The 26,996-nt window shown below is 36.7% G+C and carries 21 protein-coding genes; 16 read left to right on the top strand and 5 right to left on the bottom strand.

Annotated elements, in window-relative coordinates:
• Nucleotides 1–99: 99 nt before the first annotated feature.
• Together DFQ08_RS16295 and pth are read left to right on the top strand one after the other, a co-directional pair.
• Nucleotides 100–1,176 (top strand): hypothetical protein, encoded by a 1,077-nt coding sequence (locus DFQ08_RS16295; protein WP_245935356.1) that lies wholly within the window; start codon nucleotides 100–102, stop codon nucleotides 1,174–1,176.
• Nucleotides 1,177–1,293: 117 nt separating this feature from the next.
• Nucleotides 1,294–1,926: an aminoacyl-tRNA hydrolase gene (pth, locus tag DFQ08_RS02965; RefSeq protein WP_114308298.1), complete on the top strand. Its 633-nt coding sequence runs from the start codon at nucleotides 1,294–1,296 to the stop codon at nucleotides 1,924–1,926.
• A 56-nt stretch (nucleotides 1,927–1,982) separates the two neighbouring features.
• Here pth and DFQ08_RS02960 read toward each other — a convergent pair whose 3' ends face one another.
• A complete protein-coding gene (locus DFQ08_RS02960) occupies nucleotides 1,983–5,945 on the bottom strand; it encodes a reprolysin-like metallopeptidase (protein ID WP_114308297.1) in 3,963 nt (1,320 codons plus the stop codon).
• Between the two features lie 93 nt (nucleotides 5,946–6,038).
• On the opposite strand from DFQ08_RS02960, the gene DFQ08_RS02955 reads away from it, so the two are divergent.
• From DFQ08_RS02955 to DFQ08_RS02905, 11 genes are all read left to right on the top strand, one after another.
• Nucleotides 6,039–6,947: a bifunctional riboflavin kinase/FAD synthetase gene (locus tag DFQ08_RS02955; RefSeq protein ID WP_114308296.1), complete on the top strand. Its 909-nt coding sequence runs from the start codon at nucleotides 6,039–6,041 to the stop codon at nucleotides 6,945–6,947.
• A complete protein-coding gene (locus DFQ08_RS02950; RefSeq protein WP_114308295.1) occupies nucleotides 6,940–8,259 on the top strand; it encodes an HTTM domain-containing protein in 1,320 nt (439 codons plus the stop codon). Before DFQ08_RS02955 ends, DFQ08_RS02950 begins: the two co-directional genes overlap by 8 nt.
• Nucleotides 8,260–8,467: 208 nt before the next feature.
• The gene (gene serS / locus DFQ08_RS02945) at nucleotides 8,468–9,739 is read left to right on the top strand and encodes a serine--tRNA ligase (RefSeq protein WP_114308294.1); all 1,272 of its coding nucleotides are present in this window, start codon (nucleotides 8,468–8,470) and stop codon (nucleotides 9,737–9,739) included.
• 425 nt (nucleotides 9,740–10,164) lie between these two features.
• Nucleotides 10,165–11,907, top strand: coding sequence for a tetratricopeptide repeat protein (locus tag DFQ08_RS02940; protein ID WP_245935355.1), 1,743 nt, complete (start codon nucleotides 10,165–10,167; stop codon nucleotides 11,905–11,907).
• A 166-nt stretch (nucleotides 11,908–12,073) separates the two neighbouring features.
• Nucleotides 12,074–12,394, top strand: coding sequence for a DUF4286 family protein (locus DFQ08_RS02935; RefSeq protein WP_114308292.1), 321 nt, complete (start codon nucleotides 12,074–12,076; stop codon nucleotides 12,392–12,394).
• A gap of 137 nt (nucleotides 12,395–12,531) precedes the next feature.
• The gene (gene rsmA / locus DFQ08_RS02930) at nucleotides 12,532–13,320 is read left to right on the top strand and encodes a 16S rRNA (adenine(1518)-N(6)/adenine(1519)-N(6))-dimethyltransferase RsmA (protein ID WP_114308291.1); all 789 of its coding nucleotides are present in this window, start codon (nucleotides 12,532–12,534) and stop codon (nucleotides 13,318–13,320) included.
• Nucleotides 13,321–13,378: 58 nt separating this feature from the next.
• Nucleotides 13,379–14,752 (top strand): magnesium transporter, encoded by a 1,374-nt coding sequence (gene mgtE / locus DFQ08_RS02925; RefSeq protein ID WP_114308290.1) that lies wholly within the window; start codon nucleotides 13,379–13,381, stop codon nucleotides 14,750–14,752.
• A gap of 202 nt (nucleotides 14,753–14,954) precedes the next feature.
• Nucleotides 14,955–15,893 (top strand): 2-hydroxyacid dehydrogenase, encoded by a 939-nt coding sequence (locus DFQ08_RS02920; protein WP_114308289.1) that lies wholly within the window; start codon nucleotides 14,955–14,957, stop codon nucleotides 15,891–15,893.
• A 29-nt stretch (nucleotides 15,894–15,922) separates the two neighbouring features.
• Nucleotides 15,923–16,378 (top strand): DUF1801 domain-containing protein, encoded by a 456-nt coding sequence (locus DFQ08_RS02915; protein ID WP_114308288.1) that lies wholly within the window; start codon nucleotides 15,923–15,925, stop codon nucleotides 16,376–16,378.
• A gap of 63 nt (nucleotides 16,379–16,441) precedes the next feature.
• A complete protein-coding gene (locus tag DFQ08_RS02910) occupies nucleotides 16,442–16,828 on the top strand; it encodes a VOC family protein (RefSeq protein ID WP_114308287.1) in 387 nt (128 codons plus the stop codon).
• Between the two features lie 74 nt (nucleotides 16,829–16,902).
• Nucleotides 16,903–17,382 (top strand): YtxH domain-containing protein, encoded by a 480-nt coding sequence (locus DFQ08_RS02905; RefSeq protein WP_114308286.1) that lies wholly within the window; start codon nucleotides 16,903–16,905, stop codon nucleotides 17,380–17,382.
• 67 nt (nucleotides 17,383–17,449) lie between these two features.
• Here the strand turns inward: DFQ08_RS02905 and DFQ08_RS02900 are convergent, their stop codons facing one another.
• The 3 genes from DFQ08_RS02900 to DFQ08_RS02890 are packed head-to-tail and all read right to left on the bottom strand — an operon-like array spanning nucleotide 17,450 to nucleotide 21,029.
• Nucleotides 17,450–19,282, bottom strand: a complete 1,833-nt coding sequence (locus DFQ08_RS02900) for a GNAT family N-acyltransferase (RefSeq protein ID WP_114308285.1) — start codon at nucleotides 19,280–19,282, stop codon at nucleotides 17,450–17,452.
• 20 nt (nucleotides 19,283–19,302) lie between these two features.
• Complete coding sequence (locus DFQ08_RS02895) at nucleotides 19,303–20,553, bottom strand: aspartate kinase (RefSeq protein ID WP_114308284.1); 1,251 nt, start codon at nucleotides 20,551–20,553, stop codon at nucleotides 19,303–19,305.
• The gene (locus tag DFQ08_RS02890) at nucleotides 20,553–21,029 is read right to left on the bottom strand and encodes a GNAT family N-acetyltransferase (RefSeq protein WP_114308283.1); all 477 of its coding nucleotides are present in this window, start codon (nucleotides 21,027–21,029) and stop codon (nucleotides 20,553–20,555) included. Before DFQ08_RS02890 ends, DFQ08_RS02895 begins: the two co-directional genes overlap by 1 nt.
• A 125-nt stretch (nucleotides 21,030–21,154) precedes the next feature.
• Between DFQ08_RS02890 and fbp the strand changes: the two genes are divergently transcribed.
• Nucleotides 21,155–22,165, top strand: coding sequence for a class 1 fructose-bisphosphatase (gene fbp, locus DFQ08_RS02885; protein WP_114308282.1), 1,011 nt, complete (start codon nucleotides 21,155–21,157; stop codon nucleotides 22,163–22,165).
• A gap of 82 nt (nucleotides 22,166–22,247) precedes the next feature.
• On the opposite strand, the gene DFQ08_RS02880 is transcribed toward fbp, so the two are convergent.
• Nucleotides 22,248–22,679 (bottom strand): tellurite resistance TerB family protein, encoded by a 432-nt coding sequence (locus tag DFQ08_RS02880; protein WP_114308281.1) that lies wholly within the window; start codon nucleotides 22,677–22,679, stop codon nucleotides 22,248–22,250.
• Between the two features lie 121 nt (nucleotides 22,680–22,800).
• On the opposite strand from DFQ08_RS02880, the gene mfd reads away from it, so the two are divergent.
• Nucleotides 22,801–26,130 carry a transcription-repair coupling factor gene (gene mfd, locus DFQ08_RS02875; protein WP_114308280.1) on the top strand — a complete coding sequence of 1,110 codons (3,330 nt, stop codon included), beginning with the start codon at nucleotides 22,801–22,803 and terminating at the stop codon, nucleotides 26,128–26,130.
• Nucleotides 26,130–26,987, top strand: a complete 858-nt coding sequence (locus DFQ08_RS02870; protein WP_114308279.1) for a DMT family transporter — start codon at nucleotides 26,130–26,132, stop codon at nucleotides 26,985–26,987. Before mfd ends, DFQ08_RS02870 begins: the two co-directional genes overlap by 1 nt.
• The last annotated feature ends 9 nt before the right edge of the window (nucleotides 26,988–26,996 follow it).

Genomic DNA, 26,996 nt, shown 5'->3' with positions numbered 1-26,996 from the left:
ATTATTAAAGATTATTGGGTAATCAATAACTTTAATCATCTATATACAAGCTTAGGAATCAATACCTCTTTCAATAATTTTTATAATAAAGATGTACAATTGCATAGCGACGGAAGCATTAACAATTTTAATTCTGCAGGTTTTGGTAATGATTTTGATTATAGTTTTATAAACACCTATTTAGGGCTGGAATATAAATTTCAAATAGGTATCGCTACTTTTAAGCCTGGTATATTTTATCATGGATATTTATGGAGCACGCAACAATTTGAAGTTACAGATACGTTTTCTAAAAACTTATTTTTACCACAATTTACAAGCAAAGTAGAATTTAATAATAGCGAGAAACTCAATTTTAAATACAAACTGAATGCTCGTTTTCCTGGTATTAATCAATTGGCTAATAATTTTGTGCTGTCTAACTTTAATAGTGTTTATAAAGGCAACAATCAGTTAGAAAACCAATTGTACCATTCTGCAACCTTGAGCTATTATAAATTTAGTTTGTTTAAAAATTTAAACCTTAACTTCAATACCAGTTTTAATAAACGTATAGAAAGTATAAAAACAGTTTCGGAACTTAATGGTATTGAATCTTTTAATACAGCCATAATGTTTGACCAACCAGAACATAATTGGATGCTTAGTGGGCGCGTTTCAAAAAAAATTAATAAAATCCGTTATAATCTGAGTAGTCGTTTTAGTTATAATGATTTTTACCAAATTTTGAATAATGAAACCAATCTTAATATCTCAAAATCTATCGCTTCCACCATTGGTGTGGAAACATCTTTTAAAAACCATCCCAACTTAGAAATTAATTATACTAAAGACTTTAATACTTACAAAGCCTTAAATAACGTCTCTAATTTTGAAAATGACCAATTAGAAGTAATTTTGGAATACGATTTTTTAAAGGATTTCATCTTTAAAGCCGATTATACCTTTGATAATTACACTAATAAAAGTCTAGATATTAAAACCACTTTTGATACCGCAAATGCGTCGTTATTCTACCAAGTAGAAGATAGTCCCTGGGGATTTGAGGTAAATGCTACCAACTTATTTGATGTAAAATTTAAACAACAAAATTCCTTTAATGCTTTTGTGATTAGTGATAGTAGAACATTTATTTTACCAAGAATTGTGATGTTTAAAGTGAGTTATAAGTTATAATTCTATTTGTAATCTTTGAAATAGCTTTAAAAACAAAACCCACAAACCAAAGACCATAGCTATAAAGTTAGTTTTTAGTCAACTTCTTTTTACTTTTGTACAAACTAGAAATACATCATGTTTAAGTTTTTTAAAAAATGGTTTGGTTTTAGTGACAAAACAGAACTCTCAGAAGAAGATAAAATGAAAAAATTCTTAATCGTTGGCTTAGGAAACATTGGTGACAAATACACCAATACCAGACATAATATTGGTTTTAAAATCCTCGATTATTTAGCTGAAACTAATGACATTACTTTTGAAACTGTAAAACTTGGTGATGTTGCGACGCTAAAAGTTAAAGGCAGAACGTTGATTCTTTTAAAGCCGAGTACGTTTATGAACCTCAGCGGAAAAGCCATAAAATACTGGTTAGAAAAAGAAAAAATACCTTTAGAAAATCTACTTGTGGTTACTGACGATCTAAACCTTCCTTTTGGATCGCTTAGATTAAAAACCAAAGGTAGCGACGGAGGCCATAATGGACTAAAAGACACGCAAGATAAATTACAAACCGTAAAATATAACCGCTTTCGATTTGGTATCAGTGATGAGTTTAGCAAAGGCAAACAAATAGACTACGTTCTTGGTGAATGGACCGATGAAGAAAACACACAACTGAAAGAACGCTTAAAAATTTCGGCAGAATTGGTAAAATCTTTTGCTTTAGCTGGAGTGAATAATACAATGAACCAATTTAATGGAAAATAAAAAAAAAGGAGTCTAATATAAATTTAGACTCCTTTTTACATTTCTATAACCTGCGCTTAGTCCACTACAATCTTCTTAAGGTTTTGCTGAAGTCCATCTTTTATGTTTACTAAATAAACACCAGACTCCACTTGATTGAGATCTATGGTCTCTCGAAAATCTTGAGTAGCATTATATTGTTTTTCAAAAATACGCCTTCCATTAATATCGTAAACAATGACCTCTATTTGGCTAGATTTTGGGTTAGACATAAAGACATTAAACCAACCATTATTAGGGTTAGGATAAACCCTTATACTGGCATTATAATCCACATCAGCAACCGATAAGGTAGGTAACATACAAATATCTAAGGCAAAAGCCTCAAGAGTACCTCCATCTTGTGCTGTATCATCTACCACCGTTAAAACCCAATCTCCAGTGACAGATTCCCCATAGAGCAGTGACAAATCTCCTTCTGGTAAATAACTTCCCGTAAATGGAGCCGAGGCTTCCCCGATAGGCATTGAAGCTTCAGTATCAAATACTGTAGAGGTATAATTATCACCATTACCACCATTATCAGTAGACAATTCTATAACAGTACCATTAGGACTTGTTAAGGAAATATCTAAATCAGCTGTCCACGAATGTGCAATTGTTATTAATACATCAAGATCTGTTACTGTACCTTCTTCAACCACAGTTATAGATGACGTATAAACCACATTACCTTCAGCAGAAATAGAAATAGGCGTATCTAATGCCGTTGTTGTATTACAGACATAATCGCACACATCACCTATACCATTGCCATTTATATCAGATTGGTTTGTATTAGCCACTAAAGGACAATTATCATCAGCATTTAAAATTCCATCACCATCAATATCATCATCACACAAATCACCAACACCATCACCATCTACATCCGCTTGGTCTGAATTGGCCATCATAGGACAGTTATCTAAATCATTAGGAACGCCATCATTATCATCATCTTCTTGAGGAACGCCACATATATCAAGCGACCAACTATTTAAACTTCCTTCTAAATACAAATAAACATCAGACACGTTCAAAGTCCAATCTCCACTAGAAAGGCTTCCATTAAAAACCGATAAATCGCCTTCCGGTTGAAAGGTTCCTGTAAAGGGCGCTGAACCCGCTGTAATCGCAGTCTCAGCATCACTATCAAAAACGGTTGTTTCATAATTATCACCATTATCGCCATTATTTTGAGAAAGTAGCACTTCAGTACCATCTGGAGCAATAAGTTTTAAAACCACATCTTCAATCCAGTTGTGCGCTACATTTACAGTAACATTAACATCTGTAATAATCACAGGTTCAGTAATAGAGATCACCGCATTAATACCTTCGGGAGACACGTCCGGAATATCCCTTGGAGCATCTTCCGTTATATAACTTTGACATGCTATGTTGGCTGTGGTAAAATTAGATTCAGAATAATTCCCTATACCACAAGCATTCACACTTCGTACTCTCCAGAAGTAAGGTGTTAAACCATTTAAGTTGTTGGTGACGTATGAAGGTTCCGTTACGTTTGAAACTTCAACAAATGTTGTAAAACTAGCATCTGTAGCCACTTCAATAGTATAAGAGGTGGCATTAGGATCTTCATCCCAAGAAAAGTTAACCATTTCCGCAGGGACATCCACAGCACCGTTTGAAGGTGTTAGCAAGTTAAGATCTAAAAAGGTAGAATTATAAACACTAAAAGTCCCTTCAGCACTATGCGTAATATTCCCCGACATCCCTACTAAAGTAATTGGATAATCTCCTATTGAAATATTAGAAATACCCGTTACAGTTGCCGTAACATTAGTCCCATCTGTAACCGCTTGGCTCGGAGAAAATACAACCGACGCACCTGAAGGTAGGCCTGTAGCACTAAAGGTTGTGATTTCTGAAAAGTCTAAAAAAGTATGATAGGTAAAATTAAAAACCACAGCTTCTGGAGCACAAACCGTAACCGTCTCTTCTTCCATATTTAAGACAAATTCCGATTCTTGAAGCGTTAGATTAACAGGGTTAATGGCATAAAAAATATTTGCACTAGCTTCCACTTTTATTCGTGCTATGGACGTTTCTCCTCCAATGGAAGGCACCGTAATAAGCTGCTCGCCATCATTAGGAACATTAGCCGCTAAAACATAAGGAAAGGTATAACCGCCATCTGTAGATAATAAGATATTGACCTCTGTTGCATTGACATTACCAACATCTGTACCCGCCACATCCCAAGTAACAACTTGACTAGAGCCTACATCCCAGATCTCATCTACCAACTGCGAGGTCACCATAAACGGTCCTGCACTAGCGTCTACATTAACCGTGATGGTATCAAAATCGCTTTGAGGCGTAAGTCCAATGCCTTGTCCTTCGCTTCGATCTCTTACGGTTAAAGCAAAGTTTAAACTTCGCCCAACATTAGAAACCGTTTCCCATGATACATTATTTGCGGTAATCGAAGGATTGGTTTCGGTAAGTTCACCAGCAATGACACGTTCTTTTACAGGCATATAACGCTCTGACGACCAACTTGGCGGCCTAGACCTCCAAACAGCACCTGACGTTTTATCTGGACCAAAATTTGAAAACGTACTTACCCCGTCATCAATTTGCTCCCAAGTATAGCTAAGCACATCATTAGCATCGGCATCTGTAGCAGCTCCTTTTAATACAAAGGCAGTTCCTTTAGGAATAGAATAATCTAAGCCCGCATTGGCCACAGGCGCCTGATTGGCAATCACAGTGCCTACCCAACAGGTTCTTGTTTCTAAATTATCTAATATTTGTAAAATACTGTAGTAATGAAAATAAGGATCGGAGTGATCTTGAACATCATTATTTCCTGTAATCCCTGCATAACCCATAATAGTGGTTCCACTCCCCGGCTCTGCATTAACACCCGTTCCTTCCGAGGAATTAGAATAGGTATGATTGGCGCCCATTTGGTGTCCAATTTCATGAGGCACATAATCAATATCAAAAAAATCTGTTTGATAAGGTCCGCCATCATTACCTGTAAATTGATGCGACGAGAAACCACTTCCTTTAGAATTATTAACACAAACGCAGCCTATACACCCTGCATTCCCGTTATTAGATCCGTACGCAAATAAATGCCCAATATCGTAATTCGCTTCACCTATAGTAGCACTTAAGGTTGTTTGTAATTGCGAATTATAATTTCCGGTATACGGATCTTCATTCGCATCCTCATAGATAAGTTCCGTCCCCGTTACAAGCGAAAAGGTAACAGCCATATCCACTTCAAAAACTTCATTGACTCTATTTAAGGTAGACACCACTTGTGCTAAGGCATCTTCTTGAGCATTTCCGTTGCTTGCAATACCATCATCCCAAAAGTTGGTGTACTCTGCCGTGGTAGATATCGCAATTCTAAATCGCCTTAAAACTTGATCATTAGCATCTCTAGAACTTGTTTCTACTTCAATAGTCCGTAATGGTATATCTTCCGTAAGACATTCAAAATCCTTAATCTGATCTATTTTTTCTTCGCGTGTATAAACCGTGTAATTAGACGCATCTCCGCGTTGCAAGGGCACTACAAACGTCATTGGTCCTTCTGCATAGCTCACCATAGCTTGCAATCCTTGCGGTGAAACGCTAAATCGGGCTCTGGCGCCACGTGTTTGGGTACCAAAACCTAAATAAGTTTTAATCTGCGGATAACGCTCTGACAACGCTACGGATAGCACCCTTGTTTCTACCACCTCAAAAGGTTCTAATTCCCCATTATAATTAGGAAGGTAAATTGTTGTACTACTAGTATTACCACTAGCTCTTAAAGGTGTTCTCTGAAGTTCCGTTTTAAAATCTTCTATGTTTAAAGAAAAGGTTTGTGATGGCTTTTGAAATGATACGCTTGAAGTGTTCGCGCTATTCACAGTTTTATTTTTGGTTTTCTGCCAATAAGACTGTTGTGCAGACACTGAAAATACCGTTAAAAAAATGGATAATGACAAAACAAAATGTAGTTTTGTTTTCATAAACGAAAGGAATAAAAATTAGTAGTTGACTAATTTAAGCTTTTTTCGTTAGTAAAAATATCAGGAACATCAACCCTTTATAAATTTCAAAACTTGACGAATCATTCGCCAAAAGTTACAACCATAGGCACCTTTGATGGCGTTCATATCGGGCATCAAAAGATACTAAAACGTGTGGTAAAACTAGCAAAACAACAAGGCTATACCCCAGTGGTACTTACCCTTTTTCCACATCCTAGAATGGTACTTCAGAAAGATAATTCTATTCGGCTTCTCAATACTATTGAAGAACGGGTAGCCCTTTTAAAATCCATAGGTATTGAAGAGGTGGTCGTAAAAAAATTCACCCAAGATTTTGCCAACCTATCGGCTGAAGCCTATGTAAAACAGATTTTGGTAGAAGAATTGAACACCAAACAGGTTGTTATTGGCTATGATCATCACTTTGGAAAAAATAGAAGTGCCAATATTAAAGACCTTAAAATATTTGCTGGTCAGTTTGATTTTAAGGTTGAAGAAATTACCGCACAAGACATTGAAGACGTAACCATAAGTTCCACAAAAATTAGAGCCGCGCTCAACCAAGGTGAAGTGGACTTAGCAAACAGCTATTTAGGCTATAATTTTTTTATCACGGGCACCGTAATTAAAGGGAAAGAACTCGGGAGAACTATTGATTTCCCTACCGCTAATATTGATGTAACCGCCTCTTATAAACTGATTCCAAATGATGGAGTTTATGTGGTTAAATCTATAATAGACGGTAATATTGTCTTTGGTATGATGAATATAGGAAGCAACCCCACTGTGGATGGTAAAGTCCGCTCCATTGAAGTTCATTTTTTCAACTTCAATAAAGATATCTATGATGTAGAATTAAGAATTGAATTCTTAAAACGCCTCCGTAGCGAGCAGAAATTTAAAAATTTAGACGCCTTAAAATCACAACTACAGCAAGATATGACTGAAGCTTCTGACTACATAAACGGTTTAAATGAATAAATTTCTCTTTAAGCATATAGACAATTCAGGCCTTATTATCTTTAGAATAATTTTTGGATTACTCTGCTTCTTAGAGGCAGTTGGCGCAATTTTCACAGGCTGGGTAAGACGGGTTTTAATTGAACCAGAATTTACCTTTTCGTTTATAGGGTTTGAATGGCTACAACCACTTCCCGGAAATTGGATGTATGCGTATTATGGGCTTATGGGCCTTTTTGGGCTTTTTATTATGCTAGGCTACAAATACCGATTTAGCATGTTGATGTTTGCCTTAATGTGGACGGCAACTTACCTCATGCAAAAATCATCGTACAACAATCATTATTACTTATTGATGTTGCTTAGCTTTTTAATGCTGTTTTTACCTGCCAATCGCTACGCCTCATTAGATGTAAAACTAAATCCTAAATTACAGCGGATTTCCATGCCAAGTTGGTGCAAATGGCTTTTTGTACTGCAGTTGTTTATACTTTACACTTACGCCTCTGCTGCAAAATTTTATCCCGATTGGTTAGATGGCACGGTTATGGAAATTTTAATGCACAGCAAATCAGATTACCCATTAGTGGGCACACTTCTGCAACAGAAACCTGTTCACTATTTTTTAGCCTATGGTGGAATTTTATTTGATGGTCTCATCATTCCACTCCTCCTCTTTAAACCCACAAGAAAATATGCCTTTTTGGGGTCTATTTTCTTTCATCTTTTTAATTCATTTGTTTTTCAAATCGGCATCTTTCCATACATGTCTTTAGCGTTTAGCTTATTCTTTTTTGATCCTAAACTTATAAAAGATCGCTTCCTAAAGCACAAACCGTATTACAACGCTCAGGAAGTAATAGTTCCTAAATCTCGCGTTTTATTACTGCCTTTATTTTTTGTGTATTTTATTGTTCAACTAGGACTTCCTTTACGTCATCACTTTTTTAAAGATGATGTGTTATGGACGGAAGAAGGCCATCGTTTATCATGGAGAATGATGCTACGGTCTAAAGGCGGGAGAACAACCTACCGTGTTATTAATGCAGAAACAGGACAGTCTATCCCTATTCGCTTAGATGAATTTCTTACAAAAAAACAACAACGTAGTGCCAGTACTAAACCCGATGTGATTTGGCAGTTTTCGCAGCACTTAAAAGCCCATTTTTCTGAAGAAGGAATTCCGGTAAAAGTCTATGTTAACTCGTATGTCCGTGTTAATGGTAATCCGGCCCAACGCCTTATAGATCCTGAAGTCGATCTTGCCAATGAACCTTGGCAGCATTTTAAGCATCACGATTGGCTATTACCTTCAAAAAAAGAAACATTTTAGACGAAACCGCATTAAAAACCTTAGCTAAGCCTAAAGCGCCATACCATAAATAAAAACTTAGACCGTGCTGCTTTAGATTTTACGGGACTTCTTTAATGTCAATTGCCTATTAAAATAGACTCAATTATATTTTTTCCTGCTCTTTTTCTTTTTACTTTTGTTGCTTATTGTCATTAAGAACAATTGGTTTAAAACCTAAAAAATAGATATGCTACAAGTTGCTTTTATACAAGAGAACAAAGAAGACATCATTGCACGTTTAGCAAAACGAAATATTGATGCCACAGAAATGATTAATGATGCGATTGCTTTAGATGAAGACCGTAAAGCAATTCAAACAAAATTAGACAATACAAAAGCAGAATCGAACGTCTTATCTAAAGAAATAGGAAATCTATTTAAATCTGGCGAAAAACAAAAAGCCAATATTTTAAAAGAAAAAACCACACAACTTAAAGAGACCACAAAAACTTTAGAGCAAGAGCTTAACAGTAAAGTGGAAGCGCTTTCAGAATTGTTGTACAGAATTCCCAACGTCCCAAATACTATTGTTCCTTCAGGAAACACTGACGAGGACAATGAGGAAACTTTTAGAGAAGGTGATATCCCAAAATTACACGAGGGCGCCTTACCGCATTGGGAATTGGCTAAAAAATATAACCTTATTGATTTTGAACTAGGAAATAAAATTACGGGTGCTGGTTTCCCTGTCTATATTGGAAAAGGAGCCCGATTACAACGTGCTTTAATTGCTTATTTCTTAGATAAAAATACCGCTGCAGGATATACCGAATATCAAGTTCCGCATTTGGTCAATGAAGCTTCTGGCTTTGGAACCGGACAATTGCCAGATAAAGAAGGACAAATGTACCATGTAACGGCTGATAATTTATACTTAATTCCTACGGCTGAAGTCCCTGCCACTAATATCTTTAGAGACACTTTATTAAATGAAAGTGATCTTCCTATTGGTATTACAGGCTATACACCATGTTTTAGACGTGAAGCAGGAAGTTATGGCGCTCATGTACGAGGGTTAAACAGATTACATCAATTTGATAAAGTTGAAATCTTACGTGTAGAGCACCCAGATAATTCTTATAAGGCTTTAGATGGCATGGTAGCCCATGTTAAAAGTATCTTACAAGACTTAAAATTACCATACAGAATTCTTAGATTATGTGGTGGCGATTTAGGGTTTACTTCTGCGTTAACCTATGATTTTGAAGTGTTCTCAACCGCTCAAGACCGTTGGTTAGAAATTTCTTCTGTATCTAATTTTGAAACGTTCCAAGCGAACCGCTTAAAACTACGTTTTAAAAACAGTGAAGGTAAAAACGAATTATGTCACACCCTAAACGGAAGCTCATTAGCACTCCCAAGAGTCCTTGCAGGCATCTTAGAAAATTACCAGACTGAAGATGGTATTGAGATTCCTGAAGCCTTAAGGCCTTATACAGGTTTTGATAAAATTTCGTAATTAAAAGCGATACTTACCTTACAAATGTTAATTTTTAATGCGCCTTGTCGAATATTAAAGCATTTACTCGCTATATTCGTGTAATTTTCTGTATTTAGTGTCTCACACCAAACAGCTCTAAATATGAAAAACTTAAAACGCATCGTATTACTTGTCGCATTAATAGCACTCGTTAGCAAGGTGTTGTTTTAATTTTTCAAAATCATACAAAAGACAACCACGCTAGAATAACTGAATCATATTGTATAATATTGGTTAATAGCACATTTATTTTACTGGTCGTGATGCCTAAACCTCGGTTTAGGCATTTTTTTTATCATTAATTTCACAAGTTCCCCATCTTGCATTGCTTATATTTGAACAGCGCTTACTAATTGATTAAAATGTTACAACGGTTTTTTATTTTTCTTTTCGTCTTAAACAGCTTGTCTAGTGCTGCTCAGCACACCGCAGAACAAGCCGAGAGCTATTATGAAAAAGGAGCGTTTAACAAAGCCTTAATTATTTACGAATCCTTAGCCAAACAATATCCTAACAGTTATAACTACCGGATAAAACTTATAGATATTCATCAGCAATTAGAGCAATACGATAAGTCTGAAACGATAATTAGAAGTATTTTAGAGCAACGCTACAACCCGATGATTGAAATTATGCTGGGCTATAATTTTCAGCTTCAAGACCGTAAAGATCGTGCCAATCCCCATTACGAAAATGCTATTGCTTTTACCGATGAACATCCCAACTACATCTACTCCATTGCTAGAAAGTTTGAAGAGTATGCGCTTTTAGAACGGGCCATTCAGGTGTATGAAAAAGCAAAAGTACTAACACCGCAAAAAGATTACAGTATTCAATTGGCTAAAATCTATGGTGATCAGGGAAATGTGGAGCAAATGTTTTCTAATTACATCACCTATATTGCCTATGCGCCTAGCCATATTAATAGTATAAAACGTGCTATTAGCGACTTTATTTCTGAAAATAGTGAGAATGAAAACAACCGCTATTTAAGACGTCAACTTTTAAAACGCATTCAGCAAGAGCCAAGCACTTATTGGTACGAAATGCTAAGCTGGTTATACATACAGGAGAAAGCGTACCAAAAAGCGTTTATACAAGAAAAAGCCTTATACAAACGTCAACCCGAAAGCCTTTATCGTATTATAGAATTAGCTAGCCTAGCGCACAAAGACCATGATGATGCTACCGCTAAAACCATTTATAATTTCATCTTAGACGTCACGCAAAATCTCGGTGCAGTTTTAAGTGCTCATCAAGCCCTTTTAGAAATTGACACCAAAACAGCAGACCTACAACAGCTAGAAACCATCAATGAGAATTATAAGGGCTTATTTAAGACCTACGGAAAAAATGAACGCAACTTAGACTTACAATTGGCCTATGGCAAATTTTTAGCCTTTCATAAAAAAGACCCTAATGCGGCCACCACCTTCTTAAAACAGAGCTTAACGTTAAACCTCACTAAATTTGAAGAAGCCGAAGTTAAATTGCTCCTTGCCGATATTTTAGTGCTTCAGGAAAAATTTAATGAAGCCTTGATTTTTTATTCGCAAATACAACTGAATTTAAAAAACAGCCCCATTGCTCAAGAAGCCCGTTTTAAAGTCGCTAAAACGAGTTATTATAAAGGTGATTTTGACTGGGCAGAATCGCAATTAAAAATTTTAAAATCTTCAACCTCGCAACTTATTGCTAACGATGCCTTAGATTTAAAATTATTAATTTCAGATAACAAATACGAAGACAGCACGCAGACGGCCTTAAAATCTTATGCCAAAGCCGATTTATTGGCCTTTCAGAATAAACCCAAAGCAGCAATTTCACTGTTAGACCAACTCTTAAAAGCACATCAAGGCGAAAGCATTACAGACCAAGCCCTCTTTAAGCAAGCACAACTCTTTGAACAAACAAAACAATTTGATAAGGCTGAAGCCAACTATCTACAGCTTATTAAAGATTACAAAGACGGAATTTTAGCCGATGATGCCCATTACCATTTGGCCGAATTGTACCGTACCGCTTTAGACCAACCCGAAAAAGCGAAAGACTATTACGAAATCATCTTATTTAAATATCAGGACAGTATTTATTTTGTAGAAGCCCGCCGTAGATTCCGTATGCTTCGTGGCGACTTCATCAACTAATCCGATTTCCTAAGCCTTACCTCCCAATCAAGGACTAATAGTTCATTGTATAGCAACCTTAAAGGCTTCTAAGATTCATAAATTTCGCTAGCCTTAAGTCGCGCAGATTACTCTTATTATAAATTCATACTTTTGCAAAACATTTATAATTTCTAATTTCAGCGTAATGATCATATATAACGTCACTCTAAATATTGATAAAACCATCACTAAGGAATGGCTAGAATGGGTAAAAGAACACATCCCTCAAGTTTTAGCCACCGGAAAGTTTAAAGACGCAAAACTAACTAAAGTTTTGGTTGAAGATCCAGAATCTGACACCTACTCCATACAGTTTCGTGCCTTATCTAGAGAAGCTTTGCAAGCCTACTACACCAATGATGCCGAGCGTTTAAAGCAAATTGGACTTCAGCGTTTTGGAGATAAAGTTTTATCGTTTAGAACCGAATTAGAGGTGGTAGATGAATACACAGTTAATTTCAATTAAACAGAAATTGACCCCTAAAGCCGTATATCTTTTAAGAAGATCCAAGGCTTAAAGCTAGAAAAGCGGTGCCAAGCCGTTATCGCTTAGCAACAACCCTTATCTTTGTACCCTAACCATTTAAAAACCGTCGTGTAGTCGTGGAAAATCAAAACCAAGTTAAAGCCAAAAAACATCTAGGACAGCATTTCCTAACAGACGAATCTATAGCCCAAGATATCGCAGACAGCTTATCTCTTGAAGGCTATAACGACGTTTTAGAAATTGGTCCAGGAATGGGCGTGCTTACCAAGTACCTCTTAAAAAAGAACACCACCACGCACGTTATAGAAATTGATACCGAGTCGGTTGCCTATTTAAAAAATAATTATCTGCATCTTGCTGATAGAGTTATAGAACAAGATTTTTTAAAATACGATTTAAACCTTGTTTTCAATAACAAACCTTTTGCCATCATAGGAAATTTCCCGTATAATATTTCCTCGCAAATAGTATTCAAAACGCTAGAATTAAGAGATCAGATTCCAGAATTCTCTGGAATGTTTCAAAAGGAAGTTGCTTTAAGAATTTGTTCTAAAGAAGGCTCTAAGGTTTACGGTATTTTATCGGTACTTACTCAAGCCTTTTATGAGGCCGAATACCTCTTTACAGTACCCCCAACAGTATTTAATCCACCTCCAAAAGTAGACTCGGGTGTACTGCGTTTAAAACGAAAAGAAAACTATAGCCTACCTTGTGATGAAAAATTATTTTTTCGCGTGGTAAAAACAGGGTTTCAACAACGAAGAAAAACATTACGTAACAGTTTAAAAACCTTTAATCTCTCCGATAATTTAAAAGCAAATGCTATATTTGGCCAACGACCAGAACAGTTAAGTGTAGCGCAATTTATTGAACTCACTTTGCTGATAGAAAACGATAGCGAATAGGTGAAATTTGGCCCTAACGCCAATTAAGACTCTAAACTTTTAAATCCAGAATTTTAGCGTGGAAGAACTTCAAGAAAACATACAATTTCAGCTTTCTGATGAACTTATTGAAAAGGTAGAAATCCTTGTTGAACAACAGAACAACAAGGCGCTTAAAGCCCTTTTAAATGAGTATCACCACGCGGATATTGCAGAGATTCTTGATGAGTTAAATCTGGATGAGGCCGTTTACGTTATAAAGCTTCTCGACTCAGAAACTACCGCTGAGATCTTAATGGAACTCGATGAAGATATTCGAGAAAAAGTCCTTAAAAACTTATCCAATAAGGAGATTGCCGAAGAAATTGAGGAGTTAGATACCGATGATGCTGCAGATATCATTGCCGAACTTCCTGAAGAGCGCCAAGCCGAAGTAATTTCGCAAATTGGAGACACTGAACACCGTGAAGAAATACAAGAACTTCTAGCCTATGATGAGGATACCGCTGGGGGACTTATGGCCAAAGAGCTTGTAAAAGTTTACGAAACTTGGACCGTTGCCGGCTGTTTACGCCGCATTAGAGGACAAGCTAGAGACGTCACCAGAGTGCACTCCGTTTATGTCGTAGATCGTCAAGGACGCCTTATTGGCCGCCTCTCTTTAAAAGATTTAATTGTCTCTAAAAGCGATCAAAAAATTGCAGATATCGCCAAAGAAAACGTAGCCTGGGTTCATGTAAATGACAATGTAGAAGACGTCGCTAAAGTAATGGCAAAATACGATTTAGAAGCCATCCCTGTCATAAACGATCATAACATTCTTGTAGGTCGCATTACCATTGATGATATTTTAGATGTTATACGAGAGGAAGCCGACAAAGATTACCAAATGGCCGCCGGGATTTCGCAAGATGTTGAAGCCGATGATAGCATCCTAAAACTTACTAAAGCCCGCCTACCTTGGTTGTTTATTGGTATGTTTGGTGGCCTTGGTGCCGCTAGTATTATAGAGCAGTTTAACGACAACATGGGCAATTTTGTAGTCTTACTAAGTTTTGTTCCCCTCATTCAAGCCACCGCAGGAAATGTAGGTGTACAATCTTCTGCCATCGTGGTTCAAGGTATTGCCAACGGCACTATTGATGGTAAAATTTTAAAACGTTTATTTAAAGAATTTTTACTCGGCTTAGTTAATGGTATTGCCATTTCACTCGTTGCTATTATTATAACGCATTTCATTTTTGGTACCCCATACATCGTGTCTATCACCATCAGTATCGCCCTTATTGCGGTGATAATAATGGCCGCTTTAATTGGAACTTTTATTCCTATTTTCCTAGATAAACGCGGTATAGACCCCGCCGTTGCTACTGGACCTTTTATCACCACCAGTAACGATGTTTTTGGCATTTTAATTTACTTTCTTATCGCCAAATTGATCTTAGGGATTTAAGCTTTGGGCGTTACCACAAGGGTCAGGCTTTCACGACTCGCTTTTTGCAAAAAAAGCAAAAGAGCTTAAACAAATCGCTCAATCCTTAACGCGGTGTAAACAAGCAACACGGTGTTCTATAAGACTATCGTAAATCTTCGTAACTTTAAAGCCTTAATTCAACTTAAAAAATTAACGACTACCTCATCTTTAAGGTTTTGCTATGAAAATACTACATATAGACGCTAATCATCCTTTATTAATAGAACAATTAGATGCCCTTGGTTTTACCAATCATACCGATTACAAGGCTTCTAAATCAGAGATAGAAGCCAAAATCGCCAGTTACGATGGCATCATTATAAGAAGCCGTTTTTCTATAGACCAGCAGTTTTTAGATGCTGCAAGCCATTTAAAATTTATTGGTCGTGTTGGTGCCGGCTTAGAAAATATAGACACCACCTATGCAGAATCTAAAGGCATCTACTTAATTTCTGCTCCAGAAGGCAATCGTAATGCCGTTGGCGAACACACTTTAGGCATGTTGCTCTCCTTGTTTAACAAACTTAATAAAGCCGACAAAGAAGTACGCCAAGGCCAATGGTTACGCGAGGAAAACCGCGGCTTAGAATTAGATGGTAAAACTGTGGGCCTTATTGGTTATGGTAATATGGGAAAAGCCTTTGCCAAGAAACTTCGTGGTTTTGACGTCCAAGTGCTATGCTATGATTTAAAAACCAATGTTGGCGATGCCAATGCCAAACAAGTGCTACTAGAAGAACTCAAAGCTAAATCCGATGTGCTTAGTCTTCATATTCCGCAAACAGCATTAACGCTAAACATGGTCAATTCAGAATTTATCAGTGGTTTTAAAAAACCGTTTTGGTTGCTTAATACCGCAAGAGGAAAAAGCGTGGTGACCCAAGATTTGGTTGCCGCCTTAGAATCTGGTAAAATTTTAGGAGCCGGACTCGATGTTTTAGAATACGAAAAATCATCCTTCGAAAATTTATTCACCTCCGCAAAAATGCCGGAAGCCTTTCAGTACCTTATTGCTTCTGAAAAAGTGTTATTATCACCTCATGTGGCGGGTTGGACTATTGAAAGCAATATTAAACTCTCTCAAACCATCGTCGATAAAATTGAAGCGAAATTTTGTTAATTTTATAAACCTAACCAAAGCGATCAAGTATGCAATATAAAGCCAGTTCCGTAGACGATTATATTAGTCAAGTTCCAGAAGAGCGCCAAGACGTTTTAAAAAAATTACGCAGCGTAATCACCACTCATCTTCCAGAAGGCTTTGAAGAAGGCATTCAATATGGTATGGTGGGCTATTATGTGCCGCATTCTAAGTATCCAGACGGGTACCATTGCGATCCTAAAATTCCGCTGCCCTTTATGAGTTTTGCCTCACAAAAAAACTCAATTAACCTCTATCACAGCGGTATTTATGCCGATTCCAAATTGCACGATTGGTTTGTAGATGCCTACCCTAAGCATTGCAAACGCAAGTTAGACATGGGCAAAAGCTGTGTTCGGTTTAAAAAAATGGATGACATCCCCTTTGAACTCATTGGTCAACTTTGCGAAAAAATGACCTGTGAGGCATGGATTAAGACCTACGAATCGGCAATAAAAAAATAAAAAGGATAACCTTTAAAAACTCTAACAGGATCTTAGCAATAAGAGGCCTTAAATACATCTCAAATGAAAAAGCGTGTTACAGGAATAGGTGGCCTATTTTTTAAAACTAAAGATCCTAAAGCGGCGAAAGATTGGTACCAAAAACACCTTGGTTTTAATACGGACGATTATGGGGCTACCTTTTGGTGGAAAAACAAAGAAGGCCAAGACTGTTCAACACAATGGAGCCCATTTCCGGCAGAATCTGAGTACTTTGAACCTTCAAAAAAAGACTTCATGTTTAACTACCGAGTTGAAGATTTAGAAGCGCTTTTAAAAGTTTTAAAAGAAGAAGGTGTAACAATTATAGGTGATATGGAGACTTATGAGTATGGAAAGTTTGCTTGGATCTTAGATAATGACCAAAACAAAATTGAATTATGGGAGCCCGTTGATGCGGCATTTCAATAGTCTCAATATGTATTTTACCTCATGTTTAAGCGGCAATTGACCTACTGATTATTAACCCTTTAAAACCGATACAGATGTCAGACAGTACAAATGACTTAAGCGATGATCTTAACGCTATGTTAGATGACGCCAAGGATAACGCTAGAAAAGCTGGGGATAAGATTAGCCAAAAAGCGCAAGAATTCTCAAAAGAAGCCAAAGACTTTAGTCGAGATGCAAAAAAGGCTGCCGAAGACTTTAGCCATGAGGCAGAAGAGGTCTTCAGCGACGGCAAAAACGTGGCTATTATTGCCCATATCACCATTATTGGATGGATAATTGCTTTTATTATGAACGGCAAAAACAAAACCGAATTTGGTGCATTCTACATTAGGCAAATGCTTGGCTTAGGCTTAGTGGGATTAATTTTAGGATGGATCCCAGGCATAAATTTATTAGTTGGCCTAGTCTTAATTATCGCTTGGCTTATGAGCCTTATGAGCGCATTAAGCGGAGAAATGAAACCAACATTTTTGTTTGGTAAACAGTTTCAAGAATGGTTTAAAAGTCTTTAAATGAAAAACCCAGAACTTAAAGTTCTGGGTTTTTTATTTTATACTCATAATAGCCACTGAAACTGCTTTATTTATCTTCAGTACTATCCATGAATTTACGTTCTAATTCGGCCTGAAATTCTTCCATAACCGGTCTTACAGTACTATCGGGAAGATCAGCAATCTTTATATACATTAAGCCATCTACAGCGTTATTAAAAAGCGGATCTACATTAAAAGCCACCAATTTAGCATTTTGCTTAATGTACTTTTTCAATAATACTGGTAAACGTAAAGCACCAGGCTCTACTTCGTCAATAATCTTATCAAATTTATTAAGATCGGCTTCGGTTTCGTCAAAAACAAACTCCTTATCCGCATCTTTTAATTTCACCTTAAATTCCTTTTTAGGATGCACGTATTGCGCCACGTAAGGATCGTAATAATGCGACTTCATAAACTCAATCATCAAACTTTTAGAGAAGTTAGAAAATTGATTGCTAATACTTACTCCACCAATTAAATACTTGTGTTCAGGGAAACGTAAAGTAATATGCACAATCCCTTTCCAAAGTAAAAATAAAGGCATTGGTTTTTGTTGGTATTCTTTGATTATAAAAGCACGCCCCATCTCAATAGATTGGCTCATCATTTTGTGCAATTCCGGCTCAAAGCGAAACAAATCTTGAAGGTAAAACCCATCTATACCAAAACGTTCATAGATCTTAGACCCTAAGCCCATACGGTATGCACCTGCAATAATATTTTGCTCGTTATCCCATAAGAACATATGGTGATAATACGTATCAAACTTATCTAAATCTATAGCTTCATTGGTACCTTCTCCAACCTCTCTAAAGGTAATTTCTCGCAAACGCCCTATTTCTCTCAGAATATTAGGAATGTCCTTAGGCGAGGCTAAAAACACTTCGTAATTTTTGCTCATAAGTAGCCTGCTGTCGTTCACACGTAACTTATCCACCTCTGCAATCATAATCTTCGGTGCAATAGGCGTAACAATACGTTTGGGCATTTTAGCCACTTTTAATTGCGACTGAATATTATCTAAAATCTTCGGTTTATCTTCAAAGGTTTTAGACAACATATAAGTTTTTCGTCTTAAAAATTCTGAAAACTCAGGAAGCGTTGGATGCTCATTCTGATCCTTTACCGAAATCGGTCTACCAATACGTACCTTAATAACACGACGTTTTTGCGTTAAGACTTCAGAAGGTAACTTGGCTGTTCTTAGGGTATCGCTAATCTTAGAAAGGCGATAAAACAGACGGCTATTTTTAGCATGAAAATAAATTGGAACTACAGGTACTTCTGCCTTTTGAATAAGCTTCATTGCCGATGGTTCCCATTCTTTATCAACCACCAATTTGCCATCCCTATAGGTAGACACTTCTCCAGCCGGGAAAACGCCTAACGGATGCCCTGCTCTTAAGTGTAAAATTGAATTTTTAAAACCGGCAATACTGCTTTTTACATCCTTACGATCTTCAAAAGGATTTACAGGCATAATATATGGCTTTAACGGCGCAATACGATGCAATAAGAAGTTGGCAATAATTTTAAAATCACTGCGCTGCTCCAGCATTAACTTTAACAACAAAATACCATCAATCCCTCCAAGCGGATGGTTAGAAACGGTAATATAAGGTCCCTCTTTAGGGAGACGCTTTATGTCTTCTTCTGGGATCTCAAATTTAATCTGAAATTCCTCTAAAATAGCATCTAAGAAGTCTACATGACTAAGATGTTTATTGCGTTTATAGAATTTATTTATGGTTGAAATTTTAAGAACTTTCATTAAAACCCAACCAGAAAAGGTCCCTAAAAACCCATATTTATCAACATGAATTGCCTTTGCGACTTCTTTAGCCGTTACTAATCCACTATCTGATGATTTACCCATAAAACAAATGTAACAACTATTTAATTAGTAACAATCTGAACGGTCCCTTGTGTTAACTGTTTTAGTAAAACAGTTTTATCCTTTTCTAACGCTTCTACCACCTTATCATTATAATGTCTTATAGTATATAAATTAACATGTCGATGACAAGTGACTTTAAATTTAGCTTTAAGATGCTGAAGTAATTTCTCTAAATTATCGTATAAATTCTCTATACAAACCGAAAAACTTATGGCGGAATTCTGAATCACATCAACCTTCATTTTATACAAGTGCAACAGATTAAAAATATCACTAATATTATCTTCCATAATGTACGAAAAATCTAAGGATGATAACGAAATTAATGTCTGATTCTTCTTCACTATAAAACAAGGAATTTCGGGCTCTATAGCTTTTCCTTTACTGACGCAAGTACCGCTGGCCTCAGGGTTTAAAAAGGATCTTACATACAAGGGAATTTCTTTGCGCTGTAAAGGTTGTAAGGTTTTAGGATGAATTACAGAAGCGCCGTAAAAGGCCAACTCAATGGCTTCTCTATACGAAATTTGGTTCAGCAGTTGTGCGTTTTCAAAATACCGCGGATCTGCGTTTAATACGCCTGGGACATCTTTCCAAATGGTAACACTACTCGCATTTAAACAATAGGCAAAAATAGCGGCCGTATAATCACTGCCTTCACGCCCTAAAGTAGTCGTAAAGTTATTGGCATCACTCCCTAAAAATCCTTGTGTAATATTTAAAACAGAAGGTTTTAAATGTGTGGCAATATTTTTCTGAGTGGCTTCCCAGTTTACATTAGAATGGCGGTAATAATTATCAGTTTTAATAAACTCCCTAACGTCGTTCCATTGATTTTTAATCCCAATTTCATTAAAGTAATGACTTACAATGGTCGTTGAAATTAATTCGCCATAACCGATAACCTGATCATAAACAAAATTGTAATCAGGGGATTTATTTGTTTTAAAAAAGAGATTTAAATCTTCAAAAAGCGCTTTTACGTCCGTAAAAACTTGATGGCGATCATTCGTAAAAAGATCTTTTAAAATGCTATCATGGTATTTAACCACTTCATGGATGGCATTTGGTAAAGCCGTTTTAGTTTCAAAATAGGACTTTATCACCAGCTCCATGCTATTGGTCGTTTTCCCCATAGCAGAAATGACCACTAAGGTATTATCATACCCTGTTGTTTTTAAAACCTTCGCTACATTTCTTACTCCATTTGCATCCTTAACAGAGGCACCACCAAACTTAAAAATGCGCATTATAATTGTTCTAAGTAATTTTTAATTCCGTTTTCATCTAGATGCACCACATTCCAATCGCGCTTTACGTCCGCTCCTTTACTTTCATAAAAAGCAATCGCAGGATCGTTCCAATCTAGAACTTCCCAACTAACGCGTTTAACGCCTAATTGTTGTCCATAACTCACCACAGCATTTAAAAGTTGCGTTCCTAGGCCTAAACCTCTTGAGTTTTCACTTACAATAAGATCTTCTAGATGTAAAATACCGCCTTTCCAAGTGGAATAACGCGGATAGACCAAGGCAATACCTTCCACTTTTCCTTCGGCTTCAACGACAAAACACGTAAATTTAGGATGCGGTCCAAAACCATCTTGCTCTAAATCGGTTAGGGTAACCTCTACAGCATCCGCTTCTTTTTCGAAAGTTGCCAACTCTTGGATGAGTTCTAAAACTCGTGGCATATCTTGTTTAATTGCTAATCTTGGTTGTCCCATTATCTAAATAAAAACCTCAAAGATAGTCTAAACTCGTCTTATTAAACAATTTTTTTAAGCTACGAAAACGATATAGTTTGTTAAAAAATACGATATTTGTGAGGTATTAATCAATCTCATACTTCATGTCGCAACCAAACCAAACCTTAGGGGAATTTATTATTGAAAATCAAAGTGCTTTTAAATATACATCTGGAGAACTTTCTCGGCTTCTTAACTCTATTCGCCTAGCAGCCAAGGTTGTGAATCACGAAGTAAACAAGGCTGGTCTCGTAGATATTATTGGAGCGGTTGGGGAAACTAATATTCAAGGTGAAGACCAGCAAAAACTAGATGTCTATGCTAATGACAAGTTTATTCAGACCTTAACCAAAAGAAATATTGTCTGTGGTATTGCTAGTGAAGAAGAAGATGATTTTATTGCAATTAACAGTCAAGATGAAAACTACCAAAATAAATATGTGGTATTAATAGACCCCTTAGATGGCTCTTCTAATATTGATGTTAATGTTTCTGTAGGAACTATATTTTCTATTTACCGCCGTGTTACCCCAATTGGTACACCCGTAAAAATTGAAGATTTTTTACAAAAAGGAAGTGCTCAAGTTGCAGCAGGATACGTTGTTTACGGAACCTCAACCATGTTAGTTTATACAACAGGCCATGGCGTTAACGGATTTACATTAAACCCTGCAATTGGGTCGTATTACTTATCGCATCCAGACATGAAATTCCCCGAAGACGGTCATATCTATTCGGTTAACGAAGGGAACTACTCACATTTTCCTACGGGAATTAAAAAATACATCAAATATTGTCAAGAAGAGGAAGGTGACCGCCCTTACACAAGCCGTTATATTGGTTCTTTAGTCTCCGATTTTCATAGAAATATGATTAAAGGTGGTATTTATATGTACCCTAAAAGCTCTAAAAACCCAAATGGAAAGCTACGTTTACTTTATGAATGTAACCCCATGGCCTTTTTAGCGGAACAAGCTAATGGTAAAGCGAGTGACGGTTTTACACGAATTATGGATATTGAACCTAAAAAATTACACGAACGTGTCCCTTTTATCTGCGGAAGTAAAAATATGGTAGAAAAAGCTGAAGAATTTATGCGAAATGCTGAAGATTAATTTTTGCAACTTTATAAACAACAACGAAAAAAGCAACCCTATTGAGGTTGCTTTTTTTATACAATACAAACAAACAGATAATCTATTTGTTCATGTTTTTCATTTCGTTAATAAAGGTATCAGCATCAACTTTATCATAAGCAAGAGCTAAGGCTTTATCAGCAATATATCTTACATTTTGAGCATGAAAACCTAAACCAACGCATAATTTTTCTAGTAACCAATGTTGGTTTGGCCCTTCAATATCATCAATCCAAACCATACGCGCTAAATCGTATAAACGCTCTAAACGCATATCATATGAAGTTGGTGGATTGATAGGATGCGTTTTATAATCTTTTAATATTTTTTCGTAATCCTCTGCGGAAATATCTAAGCGTGTTGCTAAACGATCTAAAAAAGCTTTTTCTTTATCGGTAATCACACCATCACTCATTGCAACTCTAACGATGGCAGCAAAATGATCTTCATTACGTGTTTTAAATCCGCTATCGAATAAATCTGAAAATGACATATTTTTTATTGTTGTTTAAATTCTCTTAATACTAATTCTGAACAAATATAATTCTATTCAAAAGAATTATCAGTATTGGGCACTTCAAAAATTTTATATTTGCAGTTCCAAACACAGAAACTTGAGTAAAGTATCTATCACCCAAACATTCGCACAGACTTTGCAGTTGCAGAATCTGCAAACTGCTATTGCCCAAAACGAAACAAAAACACACTTAAAAGGTCTTATAGGATCCTCTTTTTCAATTGCCGTTGCCGAAGCCTATAAAACGGCAGAAAAACCTTTTTTACTGGTTTTTAACGACAAGGAAGAAGCCGCTTACCACCTGAACGACTTAGAACAGCTTATTAACACTAAAGATGTCTTGTTCTATCCTGGAAGCTACCGGAGACCTTACCAAATTGAAGAGACCAATAACGCCAATGTTCTTCTACGTGCCGAGGTTTTAAACCGTATCAATTCGCGTAAAAAACCTTGCATTATTGTAACCTATCCGGATGCGCTTTTTGAAAAAGTGGTGACCAAAAAGGAATTGGAAAAGAACACCTTAAAAATTGCTGTTGGTAACGATTTAAGTATCGATTTTGTTAATGAGGTATTGTTTGAATATAAATTTAAACGTGTAGATTTTGTTACAGAACCGGGTGATTTCTCTGTAAGAGGTGGTATTGTAGATGTGTTTTCGTTCTCTAATGACGAGCCTTACCGTATTGAATTTTTTGGAGATGAAGTAGACAGCATTAGAACCTTTGATGTAGAAACCCAATTATCTACAGAGCGCATTAAAAAAGTGAGTATTATCCCCAATGTGGCAAACAAACTTATGGCCGAACAACGCCAGAGTTTTTTAAAGTACATTGCTAATAATACCGTAGTTTTTACTAAAAATGCATCCTTTATTTTTTCTAGAATTGATGACTTTTACGGTAAAGCAGAAGAAGCTTTTAAAAGTTTATCTTCTGAAATGAAGCACGCCTCTCCTGAGGAGTTATTCTGTAATTCAGAGTTATTAAAACGTCAGTTTTTAGACTATACTCTAGTTGAATTTGGAACCGATGCCTTATTTGCACAGCAACTCATTGCCTTTTATACCACACCGCAACCGTCATTTAATAAGCAGTTTCACCTGTTAATAGAAGATTTAAATACCAACCACGCCAACGGTATTACCAACTATATTTCTTGTGTTAGTGAGCAGCAAGCCAAACGTTTTCATGATATTTTTGACGATGCCGAGCAAGAAGTGCATTATAAAACGGTTGTACTTTCCTTATACCAAGGGTTTGTAGATACCGAACAACAAATTGCGGTCTATACCGATCATCAAATTTTTGATCGGTATCATAAATTTCAGCTTAAAAACGGTTATGCTAAAAAGCAAGCCATTACCCTTAAAGAACTCACCAATCTAGAAATAGGTGATTATGTAACGCATATCGATCACGGGATTGGAAAGTTTGGAGGCCTGCAAAAAATAGATGTTGAAGGCAAAAAGCAAGAAGCGATAAAGTTAGTGTATGGCGAACGCGATATTCTCTACCTCAGCATTCACTCTTTACATAAAATCACCAAGTTTAATGGTAAAGATGGTAAACCTCCAACGGTTTATAAATTAGGAAGTAAAGCGTGGACAGCCTTAAAACAAAAGACCAAGTCTCGCGTTAAAGAAATTGCTTTTAACCTTATAAAATTATACGCCAAGCGGAAACTTAAAAAAGGATTTCAATACGCTCCCGATAGTCATATGCAACTAGAGCTAGAAGCCTCATTTGTCTATGAAGACACCCCAGACCAAATGGCCTCTACCGCAGATATCAAAGCCGATATGGAAAGTGAGCGCCCTATGGATCGTTTAATATGTGGAGATGTTGGTTTTGGAAAAACGGAAGTTGCCATCAGAGCCGCATTTAAAGCTGTAGATAACGGAAAACAAGTGGCTGTTTTAGTACCAACCACCATCTTAGCGTATCAGCATGCGCGTACTTTTAAGGAACGTCTTAAAGATTTTCCAGTAACCGTAGATTACGTTAACCGTTTTAGAACGGCAAAAGAAAAGCGCGAAACCTTAGAAGGTTTAGAAAAAGGAAGTGTAGATATTATTATTGGCACCCACCAACTCGCTAATAAAAACGTGAAATTTAAAGACTTAGGACTTCTTATTGTCGATGAGGAACAGAAATTTGGCGTTGCTGTTAAAGAAAAACTGAAGACCATTAAAGAGAATGTAGATGTCCTTACCTTAACCGCTACTCCAATCCCGAGAACCCTACAATTTAGTTTAATGGCGGCTCGAGATTTATCGGTAATTAATACGGCTCCACCAAATCGCTACCCTATAGAAAGTCATGTAATTCGTTTTAATGAAGAAACCATACGCGATGCGGTGAGTTATGAAATTCAGCGTGGTGGACAAATCTTTTTTATCCATAATAGGATTGAAAACATCCGCGAAGTTGCAGGCATGATTCAGCGCTTAGTTCCAGATGCTAAGATTGCAATAGGTCACGGCCAACTCGATGGAAAAAAACTAGAAAATCTGATGCTTGGTTTTATGAACGGGGATTTTGATGTTTTAGTCAGTACAACCATTATTGAAAGTGGATTAGATGTCCCTAATGCCAATACTATTTTTATTAATAATGCGAATAATTTTGGGTTAAGTGACTTGCACCAAATGCGTGGCCGTGTAGGGCGAAGCAACAAAAAAGCCTTCTGTTATTTTATTACTCCAGAATATTCTGCAATGACCTCTGATGCTCGAAAACGAATCTCGGCCTTAGAGCAGTTTACCGAGTTAGGTAGCGGATTTAACATTGCCATGAAAGATTTAGAAATTCGTGGTGCCGGAGACTTATTAGGTGGTGAACAAAGTGGATTTATTAGCGATATTGGTTTTGACACCTATCAAAAAATACTCAATGAAGCTATTGAGGAATTAAAAGAAACGGAGTTTTCAGAGCTTTACAAAGACGATGGTAAACCTAAAACGTATGTAAAAGATATCACTATAGATACCGATTTTGAGTTGTTATTTCCTGATGATTATATCAATAATATCACTGAACGCCTTAACCTTTATACCAAATTAAATGGGATTAAGAACGAGGAAGAACTCAGCACTTTTGAAAGTGAAATTATTGACCGTTTTGGGGAGCTCCCAACACAAGTTTCTGATCTTTTTGATAGTGTCCGTTTAAAATGGATTGCCACCAAAATGGGAATTGAGAAACTTATTATGAAACAAGATAAAATGATTGGTTATTTTATTCAAGACCAACACAGTAGTTTTTACCAAAGTGCCGATTTCTCTAAGGTGATGCAATTTGTTCAAATGAACGCCGGACGTTGTACCATAAAGGAAAAGCAAACCCGAAAAGGCTTACGCTTACTCATTACCTTTGAAAATATAAAGAATACCAAACAAGCATTGCGAGCCCTAAAGGATATCTAATGAATGAAAAGCATCATTTAAATAACCTCTTATTACTTAGTATTGCCACCATCTTTATTAGCACCTCTGGACCGTTAGGAAAGTACATTAACTTACCCCCTCCTGTTATTATTTGGTGGCGCTCCTTTTTGGCGGCTATCATTTTATGGGGCTTTTGCCGCTACAAAGGCATTTCTTTAAAAGTCGAGAACAAAAAAGACCGGGGTACTTTTTTTATTGCCGCATTATGTCTAGGCGGGCATTGGATTTTTTATTTCTATGCCCTAAAACTATCTAATGTAGCCATTGGGATGCTGTCTCTGTTTACCTTTCCGGTAATGATTGCACTTTTAGAACCGCTCTTTACAAAGTCAAAACGAGATCCGATCCACCTTCTTTTGGGTGGCCTCGTCCTCATAGGGATTTATATTTTAGCTCCAGAATTCAATCTAGAAAGCAGCCATCTACAAGGGCTTTTGCTCGGGCTTCTATCGGCCCTTTGCTATGCCGTAAGAATACTATTGCTTAAAGATCATGTAGCCAGTTACAATAGCACCATGATTATGTTTTTCCAAGTATTGATTCTTTCCATTCTTCTCGCTCCCGCCCTTTATTTTATGGGAACCTCAGCGATTAGCAACCAATATCCGTATGTGTTAATATTAGCGATTTTAACCACCGCTATTGGCCATACTATGTTTGTGAAAAGCCTAAAGTATTTTAAGGCTAGCACTGCGAGTATTATTGGGAGCTCTCAGCCCATTTTTGGCATTTTAATCGCTTATTTGTTTTTAAACGAGATTCCAACAGTAAATACATTTATTGGAGGAAGCTTGATCCTTGCCACCGTCATCATAGAAAGCATTCGTTCTAAATAGGAATAGGGT

Origin of the sequence: Winogradskyella arenosi (genome assembly GCF_003337305.1) — a bacterium.
GTDB lineage: Bacteria > Bacteroidota > Bacteroidia > Flavobacteriales > Flavobacteriaceae > Winogradskyella > Winogradskyella arenosi.
Note: the sequence above shows the minus strand (reverse complement) of the source record. Positions and strands in the feature narration are given on the sequence as shown.

Excerpts from the sequence above, each read along its gene's own strand:
- pth (WP_114308298.1), top strand. The coding sequence starts at position 1,294 with ATGTTTAAGTTTTTTAAAAAATGGTTTGGTTTTAGTGACAAAACAGAA.
- DFQ08_RS02960 (WP_114308297.1), bottom strand. The coding sequence starts at position 5,945 with ATGAAAACAAAACTACATTTTGTTTTGTCATTATCCATTTTTTTAACG.
- DFQ08_RS02950 (WP_114308295.1), top strand. The coding sequence starts at position 6,940 with ATGAATAAATTTCTCTTTAAGCATATAGACAATTCAGGCCTTATTATC.
- serS (WP_114308294.1), top strand. The coding sequence starts at position 8,468 with ATGCTACAAGTTGCTTTTATACAAGAGAACAAAGAAGACATCATTGCA.
- DFQ08_RS02935 (WP_114308292.1), top strand. The coding sequence starts at position 12,074 with ATGATCATATATAACGTCACTCTAAATATTGATAAAACCATCACTAAG.
- DFQ08_RS02920 (WP_114308289.1), top strand. The coding sequence starts at position 14,955 with ATGAAAATACTACATATAGACGCTAATCATCCTTTATTAATAGAACAA.
- DFQ08_RS02915 (WP_114308288.1), top strand. The coding sequence starts at position 15,923 with ATGCAATATAAAGCCAGTTCCGTAGACGATTATATTAGTCAAGTTCCA.
- DFQ08_RS02910 (WP_114308287.1), top strand. The coding sequence starts at position 16,442 with ATGAAAAAGCGTGTTACAGGAATAGGTGGCCTATTTTTTAAAACTAAA.
- DFQ08_RS02905 (WP_114308286.1), top strand. The coding sequence starts at position 16,903 with ATGTCAGACAGTACAAATGACTTAAGCGATGATCTTAACGCTATGTTA.
- DFQ08_RS02900 (WP_114308285.1), bottom strand. The coding sequence starts at position 19,282 with ATGGGTAAATCATCAGATAGTGGATTAGTAACGGCTAAAGAAGTCGCA.
- DFQ08_RS02895 (WP_114308284.1), bottom strand. The coding sequence starts at position 20,553 with ATGCGCATTTTTAAGTTTGGTGGTGCCTCTGTTAAGGATGCAAATGGA.
- DFQ08_RS02890 (WP_114308283.1), bottom strand. The coding sequence starts at position 21,029 with ATGGGACAACCAAGATTAGCAATTAAACAAGATATGCCACGAGTTTTA.
- fbp (WP_114308282.1), top strand. The coding sequence starts at position 21,155 with ATGTCGCAACCAAACCAAACCTTAGGGGAATTTATTATTGAAAATCAA.
- DFQ08_RS02880 (WP_114308281.1), bottom strand. The coding sequence starts at position 22,679 with ATGTCATTTTCAGATTTATTCGATAGCGGATTTAAAACACGTAATGAA.
- DFQ08_RS02870 (WP_114308279.1), top strand. The coding sequence starts at position 26,130 with ATGAATGAAAAGCATCATTTAAATAACCTCTTATTACTTAGTATTGCC.